This is a genomic window from Streptomyces sp. NPDC040589, from assembly GCF_055594445.1.
Genome location: NZ_JBVIWP010000001.1, coordinates 926,638 through 949,903, shown reverse-complemented (window position 1 = coordinate 949,903; position 23,266 = coordinate 926,638). Strand labels below are relative to the sequence as shown.

At 71.0% G+C, this 23,266-nt stretch carries 19 protein-coding genes and 1 pseudogene; 14 read left to right on the top strand and 6 right to left on the bottom strand.

What is annotated here, in order from left to right; genetic code table 11:
* Window positions 1-43: 43 nt before the first annotated feature.
* Window positions 44-1,375 (bottom strand): alpha-2,8-polysialyltransferase family protein, encoded by a 1,332-nt coding sequence (locus ACZ58V_RS04305; RefSeq protein ID WP_468187358.1) that lies wholly within the window; start codon window positions 1,373-1,375, stop codon window positions 44-46.
* A complete protein-coding gene (locus ACZ58V_RS04300) occupies window positions 1,375-2,361 on the bottom strand; it encodes a glycosyltransferase family 2 protein (protein ID WP_471288254.1) in 987 nt (328 codons plus the stop codon). Before ACZ58V_RS04300 ends, ACZ58V_RS04305 begins: the two co-directional genes overlap by 1 nt.
* Before the next feature lie 198 nt (window positions 2,362-2,559).
* Here ACZ58V_RS04300 and ACZ58V_RS04295 point away from each other — a divergent pair, with 198 nt between their 5' ends.
* The 4 genes and pseudogenes from ACZ58V_RS04295 to ACZ58V_RS04280 all read left to right on the top strand — a co-directional run.
* A complete protein-coding gene (locus tag ACZ58V_RS04295) occupies window positions 2,560-3,906 on the top strand; it encodes a DUF6716 putative glycosyltransferase (RefSeq protein ID WP_471288252.1) in 1,347 nt (448 codons plus the stop codon).
* A gap of 35 nt (window positions 3,907-3,941) precedes the next feature.
* Window positions 3,942-5,207: a cytidylyltransferase domain-containing protein gene (locus tag ACZ58V_RS04290; protein WP_468187364.1), complete on the top strand. Its 1,266-nt coding sequence runs from the start codon at window positions 3,942-3,944 to the stop codon at window positions 5,205-5,207.
* Between the two features lie 13 nt (window positions 5,208-5,220).
* Complete coding sequence (locus ACZ58V_RS04285; RefSeq protein WP_189722860.1) at window positions 5,221-6,159, top strand: N-acetylneuraminate synthase family protein; 939 nt, start codon at window positions 5,221-5,223, stop codon at window positions 6,157-6,159.
* 47 nt (window positions 6,160-6,206) lie between these two features.
* Window positions 6,207-7,253 (top strand): annotated as a pseudogene (locus ACZ58V_RS04280) (ferritin family protein); the annotation flags it as partial.
* An 896-nt stretch (window positions 7,254-8,149) separates the two neighbouring features.
* Here ACZ58V_RS04280 and ACZ58V_RS04275 read toward each other — a convergent pair.
* Window positions 8,150-8,830 carry a class I SAM-dependent methyltransferase gene (locus ACZ58V_RS04275; RefSeq protein ID WP_468187366.1) on the bottom strand — a complete coding sequence of 227 codons (681 nt, stop codon included), beginning with the start codon at window positions 8,828-8,830 and terminating at the stop codon, window positions 8,150-8,152.
* A 298-nt stretch (window positions 8,831-9,128) separates the two neighbouring features.
* On the opposite strand from ACZ58V_RS04275, the gene ACZ58V_RS04270 reads away from it, so the two are divergent.
* The 9 genes from ACZ58V_RS04270 (at window position 9,129) to ACZ58V_RS04230 (ending at window position 19,586) form a co-directional block, all read left to right on the top strand.
* Window positions 9,129-10,361 (top strand): M20 family metallopeptidase, encoded by a 1,233-nt coding sequence (locus ACZ58V_RS04270; RefSeq protein ID WP_189723287.1) that lies wholly within the window; start codon window positions 9,129-9,131, stop codon window positions 10,359-10,361.
* A 249-nt stretch (window positions 10,362-10,610) separates the two neighbouring features.
* Window positions 10,611-11,657, top strand: a complete 1,047-nt coding sequence (locus ACZ58V_RS04265) for a BMP family lipoprotein (RefSeq protein ID WP_468187368.1) — start codon at window positions 10,611-10,613, stop codon at window positions 11,655-11,657.
* Between the two features lie 263 nt (window positions 11,658-11,920).
* Window positions 11,921-12,970 (top strand): BMP family lipoprotein, encoded by a 1,050-nt coding sequence (locus ACZ58V_RS04260; protein WP_468187370.1) that lies wholly within the window; start codon window positions 11,921-11,923, stop codon window positions 12,968-12,970.
* Window positions 12,971-13,181: 211 nt separating this feature from the next.
* Complete coding sequence (locus ACZ58V_RS04255; protein WP_468187372.1) at window positions 13,182-14,753, top strand: ABC transporter ATP-binding protein; 1,572 nt, start codon at window positions 13,182-13,184, stop codon at window positions 14,751-14,753.
* Complete coding sequence (locus ACZ58V_RS04250) at window positions 14,753-15,874, top strand: ABC transporter permease (protein WP_189722866.1); 1,122 nt, start codon at window positions 14,753-14,755, stop codon at window positions 15,872-15,874. The genes ACZ58V_RS04255 and ACZ58V_RS04250 overlap by 1 nt, the downstream gene beginning before the upstream one ends.
* Complete coding sequence (locus tag ACZ58V_RS04245) at window positions 15,871-17,136, top strand: ABC transporter permease (protein ID WP_468187375.1); 1,266 nt, start codon at window positions 15,871-15,873, stop codon at window positions 17,134-17,136. The genes ACZ58V_RS04250 and ACZ58V_RS04245 overlap by 4 nt, the downstream gene beginning before the upstream one ends.
* On the top strand, window positions 17,133-17,537 hold the full coding sequence (locus ACZ58V_RS04240; protein ID WP_468187377.1) for a cytidine deaminase: 405 nt from the start codon (window positions 17,133-17,135) through the stop codon (window positions 17,535-17,537). Before ACZ58V_RS04245 ends, ACZ58V_RS04240 begins: the two co-directional genes overlap by 4 nt.
* A 78-nt stretch (window positions 17,538-17,615) precedes the next feature.
* A complete protein-coding gene (locus ACZ58V_RS04235) occupies window positions 17,616-18,899 on the top strand; it encodes a thymidine phosphorylase (RefSeq protein WP_471288246.1) in 1,284 nt (427 codons plus the stop codon).
* A 96-nt stretch (window positions 18,900-18,995) separates the two neighbouring features.
* The gene (locus ACZ58V_RS04230; RefSeq protein WP_471288243.1) at window positions 18,996-19,586 is read left to right on the top strand and encodes a Uma2 family endonuclease; all 591 of its coding nucleotides are present in this window, start codon (window positions 18,996-18,998) and stop codon (window positions 19,584-19,586) included.
* A gap of 1 nt (window position 19,587) precedes the next feature.
* Here the strand turns inward: ACZ58V_RS04230 and ACZ58V_RS04225 are convergent, their stop codons facing one another.
* Window positions 19,588-20,514 (bottom strand): AEC family transporter, encoded by a 927-nt coding sequence (locus ACZ58V_RS04225; protein ID WP_469416661.1) that lies wholly within the window; start codon window positions 20,512-20,514, stop codon window positions 19,588-19,590.
* 138 nt (window positions 20,515-20,652) lie between these two features.
* On the opposite strand from ACZ58V_RS04225, the gene ACZ58V_RS04220 reads away from it, so the two are divergent.
* Complete coding sequence (locus ACZ58V_RS04220) at window positions 20,653-21,039, top strand: STAS domain-containing protein (protein ID WP_471288239.1); 387 nt, start codon at window positions 20,653-20,655, stop codon at window positions 21,037-21,039.
* Here the strand turns inward: ACZ58V_RS04220 and ACZ58V_RS04215 are convergent.
* On the bottom strand, window positions 20,923-21,939 hold the full coding sequence (locus ACZ58V_RS04215) for a sigma-70 family RNA polymerase sigma factor (protein ID WP_471288237.1): 1,017 nt from the start codon (window positions 21,937-21,939) through the stop codon (window positions 20,923-20,925). The two genes, ACZ58V_RS04220 and ACZ58V_RS04215, sit on opposite strands and share 117 nt — an antisense overlap.
* A gap of 118 nt (window positions 21,940-22,057) precedes the next feature.
* A complete protein-coding gene (gene dnaN, locus ACZ58V_RS04210; protein WP_471288235.1) occupies window positions 22,058-23,185 on the bottom strand; it encodes a DNA polymerase III subunit beta in 1,128 nt (375 codons plus the stop codon).
* Between the last annotated feature and the right edge of the window lie 81 nt (window positions 23,186-23,266).

Here is a 23,266-nt window from a genome sequence, read left to right as displayed (position 1 = left end):
CTCTACGGGGGACCGACGCCTTTGCGGTGCTCGGCATACGTTTTCAGCGGCGTACCGCCTTGCGCAGCGCCCTGGCCCGCCGGACCACCCGGCGTGCCGTGGAATTGCGCGGCAGGAATGCCAGCCGCTGCGGAATACCGCCGGGCAGGCCGAGCGAGGTGAGACGGCGCTTCTTGAAGTAGCGCCGGGTGCGCGGGCCGAGATACCGGGAGAGGAACCGCTCCGCCTGCGGGCGCAGTTCCGGGTAGATCTGCGGCTGCATGGTGAACCCGACGGCGGTGACCAGACCGGACAGCCGCTCGGCGGGCAGGACGTCGCCGTCCTGCCCGCCGTCCAGGTCGGGCAGCAGCGCGTCCGCCAGGGTGGTGGGGATCCGGTTGCTGTTCTGGTACGGCGTCAGCCGCTCCAGCAGCAGTTCGGTGCCGATGCGCGCGACCGGCAGGTCGTAGAGCGCCGAGGCCGTGAACAGCGCGGTCGAGAAGCAGCCGACGACCAGCGCGGGCCGGGCCCGGTCGAACAGCACCTCGGCGAGGACGGGCGTGTCCAGCACGGTGAGGTCCACGCCGAGCTTCTCGGCCTCGGTCTCCAGGGCGCGGCTGTAACGGGCCGGCGCGGTCGGGTGCGGCTTGAAGACGACCGTGCGGTGTCCGCGGGCGACCGCCCCCCGCATCATCCGCACATGCAGGTCCTCTTCCTCCTCGGGGGAGAGGATGTTCAGCGCCGACAGGTACTGGCCGAGCAGCAGTGCCGCGTCGCCGGGCACGTCGGGCAGCTCGGGGACGGTCTCGGTGACCTCGCCCAGCACCTTCAGGAACGCGGGCGAGGGCACCAGGTGCGCCGGCACCTCGAACTCGGTCAGCAGCATCGGCGTGAGCCCCGGCACCAGATCGAGGTGCAGCAGCCGCCGCACGCGCGTGCCGACCAGCGGGTCGAGTTTGTTGCGCGTGGGGCCGTAACTCATCAGCCCGTCGGCGTAGACGTCGATGGGGGCGTCGGTGAACAGCTGGGCCACGGTCAGCGCGGGCGCCACCTGGATGGACTCAAGGACCAGGCTCACGCGGTCGTCGCCGAGGCCCCACAGCATCCGCAGATAGCGCTCGAACAGGGGGATGTCGTCGGAGCGTGGCGTCCAGGCCCCGGGGTGGAAGGGCCGGATCGCCTCGTTCCAGGAGAGCACCTCGTCGAAGTGCTCGCGCAGCGGAGCGAAGCCCGGCATCTCGTCGAGGGCCGGGGTGGTCTCCGGGGTCGCGGAGTTGTTGAACACCAGCAGCACCCGGCGGTCCGGCTCGTCGAACAGGTCGGAGTCGATCGCGGCGGCCAGGGTGGCGACGCCGTACAGCGTCGAGGCGCAGAAGATCTGAGTGGTCCCGGGCATCAGGCGGCCGCCTCCGTGGTGGTGGCCCTGCGCCGCAGCCGCCGCAGCTTGGACGAGCGGTCCATGTCCATCGCCTCCAGTGCGTCACCGAGCGCGTCCTGCGGCATGCGCTTGATGGCCGCCGCGCTCATCGCCCGCAGCTGTCTGGCCACGGCCGGTTCGAACCTGTCTTCGTTGGAGAGGTGGTGGGCGATGATCGCGCAGTAGGTCCGCACCGCCTTGGGCAGCAGCCGGTCGGCCTCGCGGTCCGCGGCGGTCTCCTCGATCACCTGGTCGAAGGCCCGGATGAAGTCGAGCTGGCGGACATCGCCGATCTGGGTCAGCGACGAGGCCACCCCGCGCCGGTAGAACACGCCCAGCAGGCTCACCACGGCGAACGACTCCGCCTCACGGTGCAGCTTCCAGATCCACGGCCGGTCCTCGGCCGTGCGCAGACCATGGGTGAAGTGGAGCACGCCCTGGTCGAGGAGACGGCGGTGATAGGCGCCGGCCCAGGCGTAGGCGTAGTCCACCGACGTCGAGCGGTGGGCGGGGAGGATGGCGTCACGCGGGCTGAACACCTCCCAGCGGCGGCCGACGGGCACCCGGCTCACGGAACGGGCGCGCGCGGTGGCCTGCACATGGTCGGTGCGCACGAAGTCGCATCCCAACTCGTCCATGGCGGACACCAGTTCGGTGAAGTAGCCGGGGGCCAGCCAGTCGTCGCCGTCCAGGAACGTCAGGTACTCGCCCTGGGCCGCGTCCAGGCCGGTGTTCCGGGCGGTGGCGAGCCCGCCGTTCTCCTCGTGGCGGATGTAACGCACCTGGGCGACGTCCGAGAGGTCCTCGGCCGCTCGTTCGAGAATGGCCGGGGTTTCATCCTTCGAATGGTCGTCGACCAGGATGAACTCGAAATCACGGTCGGCGTTCAGCCGAAGGCTTCTGAGGGTGTCCGGGGCATATTGCTGCACGTTGTAGAACGGCACGATCACGGAAAGCTTAGGCACCTGCAAAACGTTAGGAGCCCGCCCGGCAGCGCAACTTTCCGATGAACGTACACCGGGTGAACTCAATGTGTCAGAACGGTGCACCCCGTGTACTTCCGGCCTTCCAGCGGGCCAGTTCGGCTCTCGGTGGGGTGTTGTTAACTTTTCGGCTAGTCGCGGTTCCGCCATACCTCGGATTCGCTTCCTAGCGTCATCGACGTGCCAGCAAGTACACCGAAGCGCCCGCGAATCGCCGTCCTCGCGGACTCAGACACCCGATGGAAATGGGGTGCGCTGACCGCGGACCGCATCGCCCCGGGCCCGTCCATGGAAGCCGGACCGCGCGAGGGCGCGCAAGTCCGCCCCGTCCTCGACGGCTACCTGCTGCGCGGCCGGGCGACGCCCACACCGCGCCAGCTGGAGGAAGTGGGCGTGCGTGCCGACTCGCTGCGGGAGGTCACCGCCGTCGAGTTCCTGCGCGCCATGGAAGAGGAGTCGTACGACCTCCTGGTCCTGGCCCTCGTCGGCGGCGGTGTACAGGCGATGCTGCACGGCCTGGCGCGCGTCTGGCAGGGCCGCGCCGAACGGCCCGTCGTCGTCACCGGCTACGTCGGTGTCGTCTACGAGAAGCTCGCCGACGGCCTGCTGCTGCGGCACGGTGCGGACCTCGTCCTCGCCAACTCCCGTCAGGACGCGGACCGCTTCCGGGCCGTCTACGACGGAGTGGGCGCCGACGCCTCGTCGGTGACCGAGGTGGCCCTGCCGTTCCTCGGCGGCGCCCCCTACACCGGCGAGCACGACCCCTACACGGTCGTCTTCGCCGCCCAGCCCTCCGTCCCGGACAGCCGCAAGGACCGTACGTACCTGCTGAACCGGCTGGTGCAGCACGCCCGCAGGCACCCCGAGCGCGAGGTGCTGCTGAAGCTGCGCTCCAAGCCGGGCGAACACACCACCCACATCGAGGAACTGCCGTACCAGAAGCTGGTGCAGCGCCTCGATCCGCCGGACAACTTCCGCCTGGTCTACGGAAACATGGGCGAGGTCCTCGACCGCACCGACCTGCTGGTGACGGTCAGCTCCACGGCCGCCCTGGAGTCGCTGCACCGCCGGGTCCCGACCGTCGTCCTGACCGACCTGGGCATCCGCGAGTCGCTCGGCAACCACCACTTCGTGGGCTCCGGCTGCCTCGCCTCCTGGGACCAGCTGGACGCCGGGCACCGGCCGGCGCCCGACGAGGAGTGGGTCGCCCGGCAGGGCGTCGCCGCCGACGGCTCCTACGACTCCGCCTTCGACGCGGCACGCGAACGCATCGCCAAGCTGCTCGGCCGGCCCGGCGGCCTGCCCCCGCTGGCCCCGTACTACACACCCGTCACCGCGCCCGGCTATCTGCCCGGGATCCTCGCCCGCCACCACCTCGGCCCGGACGGCACCCCGCTGCCCGGCGCGCCCGCCGCCGACAAGGAGCCCGGACCGGTCCGGCAGGTCGTGCGCCGGGCGGCGCGCGGCGCCTACCGGCACGGCGTGCAGCGCGTGGCGCCCGTCATCCGGCGGATGGGCGAGCTGTGAGCCGCCCCGAATCCCCTGCCCAAGGAGTAGTCCCCATGTCACAACCGGAAGCGGGCCGAGGCGCCTCGGTGCGCCGTGTACTCGCGGTGATCCCCGCGCGCGGCGGCTCCAAGGGCGTGCCCGCGAAGAACCTCCTCCCCGTCGGCGGCGTCCCGCTGGTGGCGCGTGCGGTGCGCGAGTGCCGCGCCGCCCGGCTCGTGACGGACGTCGTGGTCTCCACCGACGACCAGGCCATCGCGGCCGCCGCCCGCGAGGCGGGCGCCGAGGTCGTGCTGCGGCCCGCCGCCATCGCCGGCGACACGGCCACCTCCGAGGCCGCCGTCCTGCACGCCGTGGACGCCCACGAGGCCCTGCACGGCGCGGTCGTGGACGTGGTGCTGCTGGTGCAGTGCACCAGCCCGTTCATCACCCGGGAGGACGTCGACGGGGTCGCCGAGGCCATCGTCCAGAACGGCGCCGACACGGCGCTGACCGTGGCACCGTTCCACGGCTTCGTCTGGCGCGACGCCGACGACGAGGTCGCGGCCGGCACCGTCGCGGAGGCCGACGCGGCCACCGGCGGCGGCTACGGCGTCAACCACGACAAGTCCTTCCGCCCCCGCCGCCAGGACCGCCCCCAGGACCTGCTGGAGACCGGCGCCGCCTACGGCATGGAAGCGGTCGGCTTCCGCAAGCACCAGCACCGCTTCTTCGGCCGCACCGAACTGGTGCGCACCGACCCCGCGCGCGTGCTGGAGATCGACGACCCGCACGACCTCGCCCGCGCCCGGGCCCTGGCCCCGCTCTTCGACGCGGACCGGCCCGGCGCGCTCCCGACCGCCGACGACATCGACGCGGTCGTCCTCGACTTCGACGGCACCCAGACCGACGACCGGGTGCTCGTCGACTCCGACGGACGGGAGTTCGTCTCCGTGCACCGCGGGGACGGACTCGGCATCGCGGCCCTCCGCAGGAGCGGCCTGAAGATGCTGATCCTGTCCACGGAACAGAACCCTGTGGTCGCCGCCCGGGCCCGGAAGCTCAAGCTCCCGGTGCTGCACGGCATCGACCGCAAGGACCTCGCGCTGAAGCAGTGGTGCGAGGAGCAGGGCATCGCGCCGGAGCGCGTGCTCTACGTCGGCAACGACGTCAATGACCTCCCGTGCTTCGCCCTCGCGGGCTGGCCCGTGGCGGTCGCGAGCGCCCACGACGTCGTGCGCGGCGCCGCACGCGCGGTCACCACCGTCCCCGGTGGCGACGGCGCGATCCGAGAGATCGCCAGCTGGATCCTCGGCCCCTCTCTCGATTCCCTCACCAAGTAAGGACATCTGCGCCATGAGCAACAACTCCCGCATCCGCAAGTTCGGTACCCGCGAGGCCGGCCCGGGCCGCCCCGTCTACGTCACCGGCGAGATCGGCATCAACCACAACGGCGACATCGAGAACGCGTTCAAGCTGATCGACGCCGCCGCCGAGGCCGGCTGCGACGCGGTCAAGTTCCAGAAGCGCACGCCGGAGATCTGCACCCCGCGCGACCAGTGGGACATCGAGCGCGACACCCCCTGGGGCCGGATGACCTACATCGACTACCGCCACCGCGTCGAGTTCGGCGAGGACGAGTACGGCCAGATCGACGCCTACTGCAAGAAGCGCGGCATCGACTGGTTCGCCTCCCCGTGGGACACCGAGGCCGTCGCCTTCCTGGAGAAGTTCGACGTCCCGGCGCACAAGGTCGCCTCGGCCTCCCTCACGGACGACGAGCTGCTGCGCGCCCTGCGCGCCACCGGCCGTACGGTCATCCTCTCCACGGGCATGTCCACCCCGAAGCAGATCCGCCACGCGGTCGAGGTCCTGGGCAGCGAGAACATCCTCCTGTGCCACGCCACCTCGACCTACCCGGCGAAGGCCGAGGAGCTCAACCTCCGCGTCATCAACACCCTGCAGGGCGAGTACCCGAACGTCCCGATCGGCTACTCCGGCCACGAGACCGGTCTGCAGACCACCCTCGCCGCGGTCGCCCTGGGCGCCACCTTCGTCGAGCGTCACATCACCCTCGACCGCGCCATGTGGGGCTCGGACCAGGCCGCCTCCGTGGAGCCGCAGGGCCTCACGCGCCTCGTCCGCGACATCCGCACCATCGAGGCCTCCCTCGGTGACGGCGTGAAGAAGGTCTACGAGTCGGAGCTCGGCCCGATGAAGAAGCTGCGCCGCGTCAGCGGTGTGGTCGCCGAGGCGGAGATCGCCGACGCGGCGGGCGAGCCGGTCGGCGTCTGAGCGCACCACCCCCACAACCCCCCTTACGACGGGACGGTCGTACGTCGATGAGCCCCCGCGCCGGGAACGCCGGCCCCCACACTCTCGCGTTCGTCGAGAGTCCGGTACAGCTGCTGAACGTGCTGGAGTGGGCGCACGCGCATGCGCCCGGCGTGGGGCTCACCCTCGTGGTGCTGTCGCCCGTCGACCCGATGACGCGCGGCCAGCTGCGGCGGATGTCCGACCTGGCCCGTGACGAGGGGCACGAGGTCCGCTGGGAGGAAGCACGGGGCGGGCCCCTGGCGCCCTTCCAGACCATCGGCGGCCTCACGGGCCTGCTCCGCAGGGCGCGCCGGGTCGTGCTGGGGGACCCTTTCTCCCGCTACGTTCAGCTCCTCCTGACCATCACTCGCGCCCGTGACCTGGTCGTCGTCGACGACGGCACGGCGACGATGGAGTTCGTCGGTCAGCTGGCCCGGGGCGAGCGGCTGGTGCGCTGGCACCGCAAGGGCGGGCGCCCCGGCCCCCGTGACCTGATCTTCGCGCCGGTGTCCTCCTCGGCCCGCCGCCGCCTCACCCCCGGGGGCAGGCGCCGGGTGGAGATCTTCTCCTCCATGCCGATGGAGGAGACCCCCGAGGGCGTCAAGATCAGCGCCAACGACTTCGCCTGGACCCGGGCCCGGTTCGGCCCGCCCCGCATCACCAAGGGCGCCGACATGGTGGGCACGTCCCTGGTGGAGACGGGCGTCGTCGACGACGACCGCTACCTGGAGGCCGTCCGCGCCCTGGCCGCCGCCCACGGCGCCACCCGCTACTTCGCCCACCGCCGCGAGAGCCCGACCAAGCTCCGCCGCCTCGCGGTCGAGACGGGCCTGGAGATCGTCCGCCCCGAACTCCCCCTCGAACTGATCGCCCGCCGGGGCCCCATCGGCCGCACGATCCTCAGTTTCCCCTCCACGGTCGTCCACACCCTCCCCCTGGCCCTCTCCGGCACCGAGGTCCGCGTAGCGGTCTGCGACATCGACCCCGCCTGGCTGACCGAGAACGCCTCCCCCCGAGCCCAGGGCTTCCTGTCGGGCGTGACAGGAGCGGCCCGGGACGTGCACCGGCTGTCCACGGGGGGTTCCGGGGGCCCGGGGGCCGCGGAGAGCCCGACCGGTCCGGCGAGCCCGGGGAGTGTCACGGGTCCGGCGGGTTCGGAGAGCAGGACTGGCCCGGCGAGCCCGGGGAGTGTCACGGGTTCGGCGGGTTCGGCGGGCAGGACTGGCCCGGCGAGCCCGGGGAGTGTCACGGGTTCGGCGGGTTCGGCGGGCAGGACTGGCTCGGCTGGGCCGGGGAGTGTCACGGGTTCGGCGGGTTCGGCGGGTAGGACTGGCTCGGCTGGGCCGGGGAGTGTCACGGGTTCGGCGGGCAGGCCGAGCGTGTCCGGGCCGGCGGGGACGGTGGGCTCCGCAGGCAGGGCGGGCCCGGCGGACGCCGCAGGCGCGGTGGCCGCCGGCTGACGCCCCGCAGGGCCCCTCGGGAAACCGGGACCCGGCCCCGGCGGCTCAGGCGCCCTCGTGGTTCTGGCTGTCGACCGGACCTGCCGGATCTGGCTGGCTGGGCGGCGACGGTCTCAGGACCTACGGCGGGCTGGCGCGTCGATCGGGGCGGCCTCGTGCGTCGCTCTCGATGCTCTGGCTGTCGACCGGACCTGCCGGATCTGGCTGGCCGGGCGGCGACGGTCTCAGGCCTTACGGCGGGCTGGCGCCTCGACCGGGGCGGACCCCTGCTCCTACCCGGTGCGGACCCCTGCTCCGACCCGGTGCGGACCTACGCCGACCGGCGCCCACCGAAGCGGCTTCCGACGTCCGACCGGGGGCGCACTCACACGCCGACCGCGGCTGTTCACAGCGCGACCCGCACGGATCCATGCCCCGACCGGGGCGCAGCGACGGGTCGACCGGCGGACCCACGTACCCGCCGAGGCACAACCAGGCGTCTCAGGCCCGGCCCCCCGACCGCGACCGGCTCACGCCCCGGCAGGACCCGGCCGGTGGGCCAGCAGGAACGCGCGGGGATGCTTCTCCTCGCCCTCCGGCTCGCGCAGGACACGGGCGTGGAGACGCAGTCCGGCCTGGGTGAGGGCGGTCACGACGGTGTCCGGGGTGCGCCAGTAGTAGTCGAGCGAGATCGGGCTGCCGAAGCGCTCGGTGAGGCGGAGATGCCCGTCCTCGTCGCCGGACTGGAAGCCGAGCAGGAGCGGTGCGCCCGGCAGGAGTACGCGGTGGAACTCGGCGAAGACCGTCGGCAGATGATCGTCCGGCACATGGATGATCGAGTAGAGCGCGACGATGCCGCCGAGCGTCTCGTCCGGCAGGTCCAGGGCCGTCATCGAACCGACGTGGAACCTCAGCTCCGGGTGCGCCCGGCGGGCCAGGGCCACCATGCGGGGCGAGACGTCGACCCCGAACACCGGCAGCCCGAGTCCGTGCAGCCGGGCCGCGACGTACCCGGGGCCGCTGCCGATGTCCGCCACCGGGGGCCGCGCAGACGCCCCGGGCGCCCGGACCAGATCCACGAAGGCCGTGAGCAGCGCCCGCTCCAGCGGTCTTCCGGCCAGGCTGTCGGGAAACCCGGCGGCATAGGCCTCCGCGATGGCGTCGTACGAGGCCTGGGTGGCTGTGAGGAACTCGGGGCTGTCGGCGCGCACGGGCCGCACACTATCGGGGCCGTGCGTCAGTGAGATGAACAAGACAGTGTTCCCCGCGCGGGGCGTGGTATCCGTGGAGAGGATGGTTGGGTACCGGAGTCGTGACGGAGGTGTGGCCAATATCACACTCCGCGGGTGCGGTGACCGGCTCGGCCCAAAAGGCGGGCGAGCTTACCCATCTCACTTGATAGCTATACGTCCGGCGGTCATATTTTCTTCCCCTAACGGGTTGAAGTTTTGTTGATCGAGGGTCAGCCGACCGCCCTGGCGCCCTACCCTTCAGAGGGTGAAGCAATTGATGTCACTGGAGTCCGAGGTCGATCTTCCCGGCGAAGCCGTACTTCCCGGCGCGCTGCCCGACGCCCTGCGCGCAGAGCTCATCGCGTTCCGACGCGACATGCATATGCACCCGGAGCTGGGCAACCAGGAGTTCCGCACGACGGCCGCGATCAAGGAGCGGCTCGAGCGGGCCGGCCTCAAACCGCGCGTACTCACCGTAGGAACCGGACTCGTCTGTGACATCGGCGTAGAGGGCGAGCAGTGGGACGGAGGCCCCAGCATGCTCGCCCTGCGGGCCGACATCGACGGCCTGCCCATCCCGGACACCAAGGCCGAGTGCCCGTACCGCTCGACCGTGCCCGACCGCGCCCACGCCTGCGGCCACGACGTGCACACCACCGCCGTCCTCGGCGCCGGCCTGGTCCTCGCCGACCTGCACAAGCAGGGCAGGCTGCCCCGCCCCGTCCGGCTGATCTTCCAGCCCGCCGAGGAGGTGCTGCCCGGCGGCGCCGCCGACGTCATCAAGTGCGGGGCGCTGGAGGGGGTCGGCGCGATCATCGCCGTGCACTGCGACCCCCGGGTGGACGCGGGGAAGATCGGACTCCGCGAGGGTCCCATCACCTCCGCCTGCGACCGGCTGGAGATCTCCCTCGACGGCCCGGGCGGCCACACCGCGCGCCCCCACCTCACGACCGACCTGGTCACCGCGGCCGCCCGCGTCGTCACCGACGTACCCGCCCTGGTCGGCCGGCGCTTCGACAGCCGCAGCGGGCTCGCCATCACCTGGGGCCGCGTCGAGTCGGGGCACGCGCCGAACGTGATCCCGCAGCACGCCGAGCTTTCCGGCACGGTGCGGTGCCTCGACATCGAGGCGTGGCGGCAGGCCCCCGACGTCGTGGTCGCGGCGATCGACGAGATCGCCAACCTGTACCGCGCCAAGTCGGAGATCAACTACGTGCGCGGCGTGCCGCCCGTCGTCAACGAGCCCGGCGTGACCGAACTGCTGCGCGACGCCATGATCGCCCGTCGCGGGGTCGACTCCGTCCTGGGCACCGAGCAGAGCCTCGGCGGCGAGGACTTCTCCTGGTACCTGGAGCACGTCCCCGGCGCCATGGCCCGACTGGGCGTCCGTGTCCCCGGCGAGCGCCACGTACGCGACCTCCACCAGGGCGACTTCGACGTCGACGAGTCGGCGATCACGGTCGGCGTGGAACTCTTCACGGCGGCGGCCCTGGTCAACGGCCTCCGTTAGGACAGCCCTGGATCTCCGAAAAGGACTCCCGACGAGGGCAAAGGAACGGCGCGTGTCGAACAGGCTCGCGCCGTGCCCGCGGCGCACCTTTCGGCCCCGTTCGCTCCCGTGGTTCACAAGGACGTAACCGGCCATCGGCACGAATGGATAACGGCCCCACTGCGAACCGTTCCCAAGGGTGTCTACGCGCGTTAATGTGCGCCGCACTGAGCACCCACTGCGGGGCTTTGGAGAATGGGGAACTTCAAGATGCGTCGGATTTCCAGATTGACCCGCGTCGCGGTGGGGGTCGCGTCGCTCGGGCTCGTCGCCACGGCCTGCGGCAGCACCAGCAGTGAGAGCGGCAGCAGTGACGCGAAGGACGACAAGGGTCTCGCCATCGCCTACGACGTCGGCGGCAAGGGCGACCAGTCCTTCAACGACGCCGCCTACGCCGGCCTGACGAAGGCCAAGGCCGAGTACGGCTACAAGACGGCCGACATCGAGCCCACCGAGGGCGAGACCGACGCCGACAAGGAACAGCGGCTGGTCTCGCTGGCCAAGCAGGGCTACAACCCGGTCATCGGCGTCGGCTACGCCTACGGCCCGGCGATGAAGGCCGTGGCCGCCAAGTACCCGGACACCACCTTCGGCATCGTCGACTCCGTGGTCGAGGGCAAGAACGTCGCCTCCCTCGTCTTCGCCGAGGAGCAGGCCTCGTACCTCGCCGGTGTCGCCGCCGCCAAGGTCACCAAGTCGAACACCGTCGGTTTCGTCGGCGGTGTGGACATCCCGCTGATCCACAAGTTCGAGGCCGGCTACAAGCAGGGCGTGCAGGACACCAACCCGAAGGTGAAGGTCCTGTCGCAGTACCTGACGCAGACGGCCGAGGAGGGCGGCTTCGCCAGCCCCGACAAGGGCAAGGCCGCTGCCGAGGGCCAGATCGAGAAGAAGGCCGACGTCGTCTACCAGGCGGCCGGTCTCTCCGGCCAGGGCGTGATCGAGGCCGCCGCCAAGGCGAAGGTCTGGGCGATCGGCGTCGACTCCGACCAGTACAAGCAGGCCCCCCTCGCCGCGTACAAGCAGTACATCCTCACCTCCGCCCTCAAGGACGTCGGCGGCGCCGTCTACGCGCTGGCCAAGTCCGTCGACAGCGGCAAGCCGCTGACCGGCACCCAGACCTTCGACCTGAAGGTCAACGGCGTCGGAGTCTCCGAGGCGAACCCGGAGTACGGCAAGGTCGCGGGACTCAAGGACGCCGTGGACAAGGCCAAGAAGGGCATCATCGACGGCTCCATCAAGGTCAAAACCGAGTAGCGATACCGGTCTGCGACAGCCGCAGAGGGCGGGCACCCCGGGGTGCCCGCCCTCTCCGGCGTTCCCAGGGGACGGATCACCCAGCGCCACCCCTCGTTCGCGGTCGGCAACGCCCGGGCCAAGGCGCGGGCATGGCTTGGGCACGGGCGCATAACAAGGTGGACAGAAGGGGTTTTCAGGCAGGTCTACGCGCGTTAATCTGCGGCGAAACCAGCGCCGAAGCTGAACCGACCCCGGCGCGTTGTACGACAGGAGCCCCACACATGCGCCGGATTTCCCGGATCACGGTCGCAGGCGCAGCGACCGCTTCCCTGGCCCTCGCACTCTCCGCCTGCGGCAGCACCTCGACCTCTGCCGGATCGTCGGACTCGAAGGGGAACAAGGGCCTCGCCATCGCGTACGACGTCGGCGGCAAGGGCGACCAGTCCTTCAACGACGCCGCGTACGCGGGCCTGGAGAAGGCGCAGAAGGACTTCGGCTACGAGACGGCCGACGTGGAGCCCACCGAGGGCGAGACCGACGCCGACAAGGAGCAGCGGCTGGTCTCGCTGGCGAAGCAGGGCCACAACCCGGTCATCGGCGTCGGCTACGCGTACGCCTCGGCCGTCAAGGGCGCCGCGGAGAAGTTCCCGGACACCACCTTCGGCATCGTCGACGACGCCACGATCAACACCAAGAACGTCGCCGACCTGGTCTTCAACGAGGAGCAGGCCTCCTACCTCGCCGGTGTCGCCGCCGCCAAGAGCACCAAGTCGAAGGTCGTCGGCTTCGTCGGCGGTGTGGACATCCCGCTGATCCACAAGTTCCAGGCGGGCTTCGCGCAGGGCGTCAAGGACACCGACCCGAAGGTCAAGGTGCTCTCCCAGTACCTGACGCAGACGGCCGAGGAGGGCGGCTTCGCCAGCCCCGACAAGGGCAAGACGGCCGCCGAGGGCCAGATCGAGAAGAAGGCCGACGTGGTCTACGCGGCCGCCGGTCTGTCCGGTCAGGGCGTGATCGAGGCCGCCGCCGCCAAGAAGGTGTGGGCGATCGGCGTCGACTCCGACCAGTACGAGCAGGCCGCTCTCGCCAAGTACAAGGACTTCATCCTGACCTCGGCGATGAAGGACGTCGCCAAGGCGGTGTACAGCCTTGCGAAGTCGGTCGAGGACGGCAAGCCCGAGACCGGTATCGTTCGTGGCGATCTGAAGACCGGCGAGGTGAGCCTCTCGGACTCCAACCCGAAGTTCGCGGACGACGCCGAGCTTCAGGAAGCCATCAAGACGGCCAAGGAGAAGATCATCAGCGGCGAGATCAAGGTCAAGAGCAGCTGACGACTTACTGCCTCGAGCAGGCAGTGACCCCCGGGGGTCGCGTCCGCGGGGCGGGGTGCGGGGAGGCTGCTCCTCGTGCCCCGTTGTCGCGGGGCGCCGGCCCCTTTGTTTGCCGTAGGGGCGCTACGCGCGTAGACGACCCCCGTCCCCAGGAGAGTGCGTTATCAACGCGTCCAGCAGCCCTCCGGCCGGAGCGGCGGTCAACGAATCGGTGACCGCCGTCGAACTCGCCGGGATCACCAAGCGTTTCCCCGGCGTCGTGGCCAACCACGACATCCACCTCAGCGTCCGCAAGGGCACCGTCCACGCCCTCGTCGGCGAGAACGGCGCGGGCAAGTCGACGCTGATGAAGATCCTCTACGGCATGCAGAAGCCGGACGAGGGCACCATCGCCGTCGACGGCGAGCAGGTCAGCTTCTCGTCGCCGGCCGACGCCATCGTCCGCGGCATCGGCATGGTCCACCAGCACTTCATGCTCGCCGACAACCTCACGGTCCTCGAGAACGTGGTGCTCGGCAGCGAGAAGCTCCACGGCATCGGCGCCAAGGCCCGCCGCAAGATCAAGGAGCTCTCCGAGCGCTACGGCCTCGACGTCAAGCCCGACCTCCTCGTCGAGGAACTCGGCGTCGCCGCCCGCCAGCGCGTGGAGATCCTCAAGGTCCTCTACCGCGGTGCCACCACGCTGATCCTCGACGAGCCCACGGCCGTCCTGGTGCCGCAGGAGGTCGACGCCCTCTTCGCCAACCTGCGCGAACTCAAGTCCGAGGGCCTGTCGGTCATCTTCATCTCGCACAAGCTCGGCGAAGTGCTCTCCGTCGCCGACGAGATCACCGTCATCCGCCGCGGCACCACCGTCGGCACGGCCGTCCCCGCCGAGACCACCCCGCGCCAGCTCGCCGAGATGATGGTGGGCAGCGAACTGCCCACGCCCGAGACGGCCGAGTCCACGGTCACCGACCGTCCGGTCGTCACCGTCGACCGGCTGCGCCTGGCGGCCCCCGGCGGCAAGGCCCTGCTCGACGACATCACCTTCACCATCCACGCGGGCGAGGTCCTCGGCATCGCCGGTGTCGAGGGCAACGGCCAGACCGAGCTGGTCGACGCGATCATCGGCCTGAAGCACGCCGACTCCGGCACGATCACCCTCGTCGAAGAGGAGATCACCGCCTGGCCCACCCGCAGGCGCCGCGAGCAGGGCATCGGCTACATCCCCGAGGACCGCCACCGCCACGGCCTCCTCCTGGAGGCCCCCCTCTGGGAGAACCGCATCCTCGGTCACGTCACCGAGAAGCCCCTCGCCAAGGGCGTCTGGCTGGACCCGAAGGCCGCCCAGGAGGACACCCGCCGGATCGTGACGGCGTACGACGTCCGCACCCCCGGCATCGACGTCACCGCCGCCTCCCTCTCCGGCGGCAACCAGCAAAAGCTCATCGTCGGCAGGGAGATGAGCCACAAGCCCCGCTTCCTCATCGCCGCCCACCCCACCCGGGGCGTGGACGTCGGCGCCCAGGCCGCCATCTGGGACCACATCCGCGAGGCCCGCCGTGAGGGCCTGGCCGTGCTGCTGATCTCCGCCGACCTGGACGAGCTGATCGGCCTGTCCGACACCCTGCGCGTGATCTACAACGGCCGGCTGGTCGCGGACGCCGACCCGGCCACCATCACCCCCGAGGAGCTCGGCTCGGCCATGACCGGTGCCGCGACCGGACACCTCGAGCACGACGAGACCCCCGAGATCTCGAAGGCCGACGCCCCCGAGTCTCCGGAAGACGAGGCCCGCTGATGAAGAAGTTCGACAAGGAGCGCGTGCTCCTCGCGGTGGCCGGGCCGGTCATCGCGCTCGCCGTGGCCTTCGTCCTGATCGCGATCGTGCTGGTCGCGTCGGGCAAGAACCCCATCGAGCCGTTCGCCCTGATGTTTGAGCAGCTCGGCTTCTCGGACATCCAGGTGCTGATCATCAACCAGGCGTCGATGTACTACATCGCGGCGCTCGCGGTGGCCATCGGCTTCCGGATGAACCTGTTCAACATCGGCGTCGACGGCCAGTACCAGCTCGCCGCCATGATGGCCGCCGTCGTCGGCGCCCACGTGAGCATGCCGGCCGCGATCCAGGTGCCGCTGCTGCTCCTGACCGCCGTCCTCACCGGCGCCTTCTGGGCCGGCATCGCCGGTGTCCTCAAGGTCACCCGTGGCGTCAGCGAGGTCGTCGCCACGATCATGCTCAACGCGATCGCCACCTCGGTGATCGCCTACCTGTGGCTGCCGGACGTCTTCGGCGTGAAGGTCGGCAACAACAACACCACCGGCGAGATGCACGAGTCCGGCTGGATCCCCGGCATCGGCATGGGCGCGGCCGGCGAGATCTACGGCCTGGTCCTGCTCGCCGTCCTGCTCGGCATCGGCTACTGGGTCGTCCTCAACCGCACCCGCTTCGGCTTCGACCTGCGCGCCTCCGGCGCCTCGTCGACCGCGGCCGCGGCCAGCGGTGTCGACCCCAAGCGCATGGTGCTGACCGCCATGCTGCTCTCCGGCGGCCTCGCGGGGCTGGCCGGCCTGCCGATCCTGCTCGGCGACACCCACACCTACAGCCTGAACTTCCCCACCGGCATCGGCTTCCTCGGCATCGGCATCGCCCTGCTCGGCCGCAACAGCCCGGTCGGCATCGCCTTCGCCGCCCTGCTGTGGGCCTGGCTCGACAAGGCCTCGCCCGAACTGGACTTCCACGGCTACGACAAGGAGATCGCGGTCATCATGCAGGGCCTGATCGTGCTCTCGGTCGTCGTCTCCTACGAGGCCGTCCGCGAATGGGGCCTGCGCCGTCAGCAGCGCCGGGTCGGCGCCGAACTGGCCGCCGGTCACGTCCTCGGCACCCACAACACCACGAAGGAGGTGGCTGGCCGATGACCACCGTGACCGACCTCAACCAGCCCACGCTGCAGCCCGCGGCGCCCACCGGCCGCCGGCTGTCGTGGCCCGTCCTGCTGCTGGTCATCGCCGGCGGCCTGGCGCTGACCTCGATCGTCCGCATCATCACCGGCGCCGACGGCATCACCAACGTCAGCCAGATGTCCACCGCGCTCCAGCTCGCCGTGCCGATCGGCCTCGCCGGTCTCGGCGGCCTGTGGGCCGAGCGCGCGGGCGTGGTCAACATCGGCCTCGAGGGCATGATGATCCTCGGCACCTGGTTCGGCGCCTGGGCCGGATTCCAGTGGGGCCCGTGGACCGGTGTCCTGGTGGGCATCGCGGGCGGCGCGATCGGCGGCCTGCTGCACGCCTTCGTCACCGTCACCTTCAACGTCAACCACATCGTCTCCGGTGTGGCCATCAACATCCTCGCCCTCGGCGCCACCCGCTACCTCGCGCCCCTCGCCTTCGAGGGCCACACCGGCGGCTCCGCCAAGCAGTCCCCGGCGGTGGACTCCCTCGGCAACTTCACGGTGCCGGGCCTTTCCGACGCCCTGCGGGACCTCAACGCCCACGGCTGGTTCCTGATCTCGGACATCGCCGGCCTGCTCGGCGGCCTGGTCACCAACGTCTCCTGGCTGACCCTGATCGCCATCGCGCTGATCCCCGCCACCTGGTGGATCCTGTGGCGCACCGCCTTCGGCCTGCGGCTGCGCTCCTGCGGCGAGAACCCGGTCGCCGCCGAGTCCCTCGGCGTCAACGTCTACAAGTACAAGTACATCGCCGTGATCATCTCCGGCGGTCTGGCCGGCCTCGGCGGTGCCTTCCTGTCCATCGTGGCCAACCCCTTCTACCTGGAGGGCCAGGTCAGCGGCCGCGGGTACATCGGCCTCGCCGCGATGATCTTCGGCAACTGGATGCCCGGCGGCCTCGCCATCGGCGCGGGCCTGTTCGGCTACACCGACAGCCTCAACCTGCGCGGCGGCTCGGCCAACGTCCACGCCCTGCTGCTGCTCGGCGCGCTCCTGCTGCTCATCGGCGCCATCTGGCTGGTGGTCCGCAAGAAGTACGTCCAGGCCGTGATCACCCTGGTCGTCGGAGGCCTGGTGTTCGCCTGGTACGCGACCACCGACGAGGTCCCGAACCAGGTCGTCTCCGCCACGCCGTACGTCATCACCCTGGTGGTGCTCGCCCTGTCCGCGCAGCGTCTGCGGATGCCGAAGGCGAACGGCATGCCGTACCGGAAGGGACAGGGCAAGTGACCGGCGCCGGCCCGGCCGTCGACTGGGAGAAGCTGCGCGCGGTGGCCCGGGACGCCATGTCCCGGGCGTACGCCCCGTACTCCGGCTACCCGGTGGGCGTGGCCGCCCTGGTCGACGACGGCCGGATCATCTCCGGCTGCAACGTCGAGAACGCCTCGTACGGCCTCGGCCTGTGCGCCGAGTGCGGACTGGTGTCGGAGCTGCACAACACCGGCGGCGGCCGTCTGACGCACTTCACCTGCGTCGACCGCGACGGCGGCCCGCTCGTCCCGTGCGGCCGGTGCCGCCAGCTGCTGTACGAGTTCGGCGGCCCGGACCTGCTGCTGGAGACCCCGGAGGGCATCCTGCCGCTGTCGGCGATGCTGCCCCAGGCCTTCGGCCCCGGCCACCTCAGCAAGTAGTCATTCCCGTACGGCCCCTCCGAGTCGCTCAGGAGGGGCCGTACGGCTTCTGGAAATCCTCGGAAGGAAGCCCAAGCCATGGCCATGGACGCCATCTCCGTCATCCGCACCAAGCGGGACCGCGGCGAGCTCAGTGACGAGCAGATCGACTGGGTCATCGACGCGTACACCCGCGGGGAGGTGGCCGACGAGCAGATGTCCGCCCTCGCGATGGCCATCCTGCTCAACGGCATGAACCGCCGTGAGATCGCCCGCTGGACCGCCGCGATGATCGCTTCCGGCGAGCGCATGGACTTCTCGTCCCTGTCCCGTCCGACGGCCGACAAGCACTCCACGGGCGGCGTCGGCGACAAGATCACACTCCCGCTGGCCCCCCTGGTCGCCGCCTGCGGCGCCGCCGTACCCCAGCTCTCGGGCCGCGGTCTCGGCCACACCGGCGGCACGCTGGACAAGCTGGAGTCCATCCCCGGCTGGCGGGCCCTGCTCTCCAACGAGCAGATGCTGAACGTCCTCGACACCACCGGCGCGGTGATCTGCGCGGCGGGCGACGGTCTGGCCCCCGCGGACAAGAAGCTCTACGCACTCCGCGACGTCACCGGCACCGTCGAGGCGATCCCCCTGATCGCCTCCTCGATCATGTCGAAGAAGATCGCCGAGGGCACGGGCTCCCTGGTCCTGGACGTCAAGGTCGGCACGGGCGCCTTCATGAAGACCCTGGCCGACGCCCGCGAACTGGCCTCCACCATGGTCGGCCTGGGGGCGGACCACGGCGTGAAGACGGTCGCCCTCCTGACGGACATGTCGACCCCGCTCGGCCTCACCGCCGGCAACGCCCTGGAAGTCCGCGAGTCGGTGGAGGTCCTGGCGGGCGGCGGTCCCGCGGACGTCGTGGAACTGACTCTGGCCCTGGCCCGCGAAATGCTGGACGCGGCGGGCATCCGGGACGCCGACCCGGCGAAGGCCCTGGCCGACGGCTCCGCGATGGACGTCTGGCGCCGCATGATCGCGGCCCAGGGCGGCGACCCGGACGCGGAGCTGCCGGTGGCCCGTGAGCAGCACGTGATCAAGGCCCCGGCCTCGGGCGTCCTCACCCGCCTCGACGCCTACGACATCGGCGTCGCGGCCTGGCGCCTCGGCGCCGGCCGCGCCCGCAAGGAGGACCCGGTCCAGGCGGGCGCGGGCGTTGAGATGCACGCCAAGCCGGGCGACACGGTGACCGAGGGCCAGCCCCTCCTCACCCTCCACACGGACACGCCCGAGCGCTTCGACTACGCACTCCAGTCGGTCGAGGGCTCCTACGACATCGCCGCGCCGGGGACTGACTTCACGGCGTCTCCGGTGGTACTGGAGCGCATCGCCTGACCAGGGGAATTCCCTTTCGGGTGAACGGGATCGGTGGACCTCCGCCGGTCCCGTTCGGCATGCTGGGATCGGTGACGCACTGATTGGAGAACCGCCATGAGCGCACTCACCGTCGACCATTCGGCTGCCAACGGCCACGAGTGGGACGACCTCGTTCGGATCTGGCAGGAGACGGACGCACCCGAGGGCTGCAAGGTGGAGATCATCGAGGGGATCGTCACCGTGGCGCCACCGCCGTCCAATGCCCACAACGACATCGCTGACCTGGTTCAGCGAGTCCTGTACGAGGTCATCCCTAGGCACTGGGGCATCTACCAGACCCTGGGTACGGCGGTCCCGTCTCGTGACGGGCTCTACATCCCCGACCTCGCAGTCGCCCCCAGGCAGGTGCTGCGTGACGAGGGCGGTCACTTCATCCCAGCGGCTGCCGCAGAACTCATTGTCGAGATCACGAAGGGGAATGCGAGCCACGACCGGATCAAGAAAGCCGCCGGTTATGCCCAGGCCGGTGTTCCGCTGTACCTGCTCATCGACGGCTGGGCCCCCGGAGGTCCTGCCGTTACGCTCTACGGCGAACCGCGAGGGGAGGTCTACCGGGTTCTGGATGAGGGCAAATTCGGAGATCGCATCACGCTGCCCGACCCCTTCGGCCTCGAACTCGACACCCGCGAGTTCCCCGACAAGTGACTCACCCCAGCAACGCCGCCACCACCACAAGCACCGGCACCGCCAACACCGTCGACAACAGAATCGCCTCCCTCGCCAGCACCTCGCCCACCCGGTAACTGCTCGCGTACGTGAACAGGTTCTGCGCGGCCGGCAGGGCGGACGTCACCACCACGTCGAGCAGAGACGCTCCGTGGAGGCCGAAGACGCCCGCTGCCAGGGACCAGGCGATCAGGGGCTGGGCGATGGCCTTGAGGGCGACGGCGAGGAGGACGGGGGCTCGTTCCGCGCCGCGCAGCGGGAGCGTGCTGCCGCGCAGGGAGATGCCGAAGGCGAGGAGGACGGCCGGGACCGACATGTTGCCGATCAGGGTGAGGGGATCCATCAGGGGACCGGGGACGTGGAGGCCGGCCGCCGATGCCGCCACCCCGGCCAGGGAGCCCAGCGCTATCGGGTTGCGGAGCGGGGTGAGCAGGCTCTGCCACAGGGGGCGCTTGTCCTCGTCCGAGACGGTCGCCAGGTCCAGGACCGTCAGCGCCACCGGTGTGACGGCGACCAGCTGGAACAGCAGCACCGGCGCGACCAGCGACGCGTCGCCCAGGACGTACACGGCGATCGGGATGCCGAGGTTCCCCGAGTTGACGTAGCTGGAGCACAGGGCGCCGACCGTCGTCCGGCCCACGCCCCACCCGCGCACGGCACCCACCGCCACGAAGACCCCCGCCGCAGCCGCCGTACTCATCGCCGTGACCAGCAGCCGGTCGGAGAAGATCACCGACAGGTCGGCCCGCGCGAGCGTCGTGAAGAGCAGCGCCGGGGACGCCACATGGAAGGCCAGCTTGGTCAGGACCTCGCGGCCCCCGTCCCCCAGGTAGCCCCGGCGGCCGATCAGGTACCCCACCCCGATGACCACGGCGATGACCGCGAACCCGCTCAGCACCCCCTGCACGACGCCCCCTCACCGGCGAAGAGAGCATCAGGCAGCGCGGGAGGGGCAGGTGCATGGGGCATACAGCCAACCCTCCGGGGAAGGCCATGTCCCGGTCAATGTGATCTTTGCGGCGCGCCGACAGGAAGGACCGTCGCGATGAGTTACGGCCGCCCGCCCGGTCTACCGATCGTGGACGCCATGACACCCCCCGTGCTCGTGCTGCCCGGCCCCGTCACCCGGGACGAGGTGAGCGGGCTGAGCGACGACGTACGGGCGCTGCTGCACACCAGCGGTGCCCGGGTCGTGGTGTGCGATGTCGGGGGCCTGGGGCCACCGGGCCTCGCCGCCGTCGACCTGCTGGCGCGGCTCCAGCTCGCCGCCCGCCGGGCGGGAGGCCGGATCAGGCTCCGCGATCCCGACCCGGCCCTAGGCGCTCTGCTCGACCTGGTCGGTCTCCGCTTCGAGACGGAGGGGCAGGTCGAAGAGCGGGAACCAGCGCTTGGTGTCGAGGAAGCAGTGGAACCCGGTGATCCGGCCGTCTGAGATCTCCAGCACCTGGACCGCCCACGGCATGAAGCCGCCGCCCTCAGGGTCGGGCTTGTACTGGGCGAACCCCGGCAGCCCGTTGACCTCGACCGGCACCAGCCGGGAGCCCGCGCAGGGCGCGCCGAGCGTGGTCATGAAGCCGGTGATGTCGTCGACGCCGGTCAGCCACAGGTCGAACGGCGGCATCGTCATGACCGCGTCCTCGTGCAGCAGCGAGGTCAGCGCCGTCATGTCGTAGCCCTCGAAGGCCGCCACATAGCGGTCCAGCAGCTTCTGCTGGTCCTCGTCCAGCGGGTCGGACACGACCGCGTCGGCGCCCGGCTCCTGCCGCTCGGCCAGCGTGGCGCGGGCCCGCTGGAGGGCGCTGTTGACCGACGCCACCGAGGTGTCCAGCAGCTCGGCGACCTCGCTGGCCTTCCAGGCCAGGACCTCGCGCAGGATCAGCACCGCCCGCTGCTTGGCCGGCAGTTGCTGCAGGGCGGCCATGAAGGCGAGCCGCACCGACTCCTTGGCGACCGCCGCCTCCGCCGGATCCTCGGTCGTGGGCAGCACGCGGGCGTCCGGCATGGGCTCCAGCCAGGTGTTGTCCGGGCGGGGGGAGAGGGCCGCCCGGGCGAGCGGGGTGGAATCGGTGAGGTCCATGGGCCTGGCGCGCTTGTTGCCCGCGGTCAGCATGTCCAGGCACACGTTCGTCGCGATGCGGTAGAGCCAGGAGCGCAGGCTGGAGCGGCCCTCGAACTTGTCGTAGCTGCGCCAGGCGCGGACCATCGTGTCCTGCACCGCGTCCTCGGCCTCGAAGGAGGAGCCGAGCATCCGGTAGCAGTACCCGGTCAGCTCGGTGCGGTGTGCCTCCAGCCTGGTGTCCAGGTCCGTCGGTGTCGCCGTGCCGTTCGTCATCGTCCACCCACCCCTGCGGAATGTCTGTCACGCGCCCTTGCGCCCAGCACTTCGGAAGCTACCGCAGCCCACCGACAACGGCGCCCCGAGCGCACGAACGCGCAGGTGGAAGGGGCCCTCAGACCAGCTGCTTCACCGACATCAGCAGATGCCGGTGTGTCACCGCGGCTCCGTCGCCCGGCACGGCGTGCAGCAGCGCCCGCTGCCCCGCCCCCAGCAACTCCAGCCGCACGCGGGAGCTCTCGAACGACGTCAGCGCGTCCAGCAGATAGGCCGGGTTGAAGGCCACCGGCACCTCCTCGGCGCCGCTCAGCGTGGCCGGCAGCCGCTGGACCGCCACGTCGTCCCCGAAGCCCGCGCGCAGCACGACGGACCCCTCGGCCGAGAAGTCCAGCCGCACCGGACTGTTCGCCTCCGCCACCACCGCGACCCGCCGCACGGCCTCCGCGAGCCCCTCGCACTCCACCTCGGCGACCGCCGCCCCCGCCATGCCGAACAGCGACTTGTACGCCGGCAGCCGCCCGTCCAGGAGCCGCAGCGCCGTCCGCGTCGGTCCGCCCTCGAAGCCGATCAGCCCGCCCCCACCGGCCGGGTCCCACCCGATCACCACGTCCCCGCAGCGCCCCAGCGACCGCGCGACATCCAGCAGCCGCCGCGACGGCAGCAGAGCCTCCACCACCCCGTCGGCCGCCACCCCCGGCTTCCACCCGAGCCGCCGCACCGCATACCGGTAGCGATCCGAGGCGGACAGCGTCATCTCCCCGTCTTCGAGGCGCAGTTGGACGCCCGTCAGCAGCGGCAGCGTGTCGTCCCGTCCGGCGGCGACCGCGACCTGCGCGACAGCGGTCGCGAACGCGGCGGCGTCCACCGTGCCGTAGGGCGCGGGCGCCGCCGGCAGGGCCGGGTACTCGGCGAGCGGCAGCGTGGAGAGACCGAAGCGCGTACCGTCCGCCTCCACCGTGAACCGTGACGCCTCCAGCGCACAGCTCACCGGCCCGTCAGGCAGCACCCTGCACACATCCAGCAGCCGCCGCCCCAGGACGAGCACCCGCCCGGGCACCGCGACCTCCGCGTCGGCCTCCACCCGTACCGCCGCCTCGAAGTCGAACCCCGTCACGGCCAGCCGTCCCGCGTCCGCCTCCAGCAGCAGTCCGCCCAGCACCGGCACCGGCGTCCGCGCGGGCAGCGCGCGTACCGACCGGCCCACGGCCTCGGCGAACGCCGTACGGTCGATGCGGAACTCCATGAAAAATCCCCCTGCTCGGTCCGGTGGTCAGCGGACGCGGACGTTATCCGTGCCCACTGACAACCGGCCCCGACCAGGGGG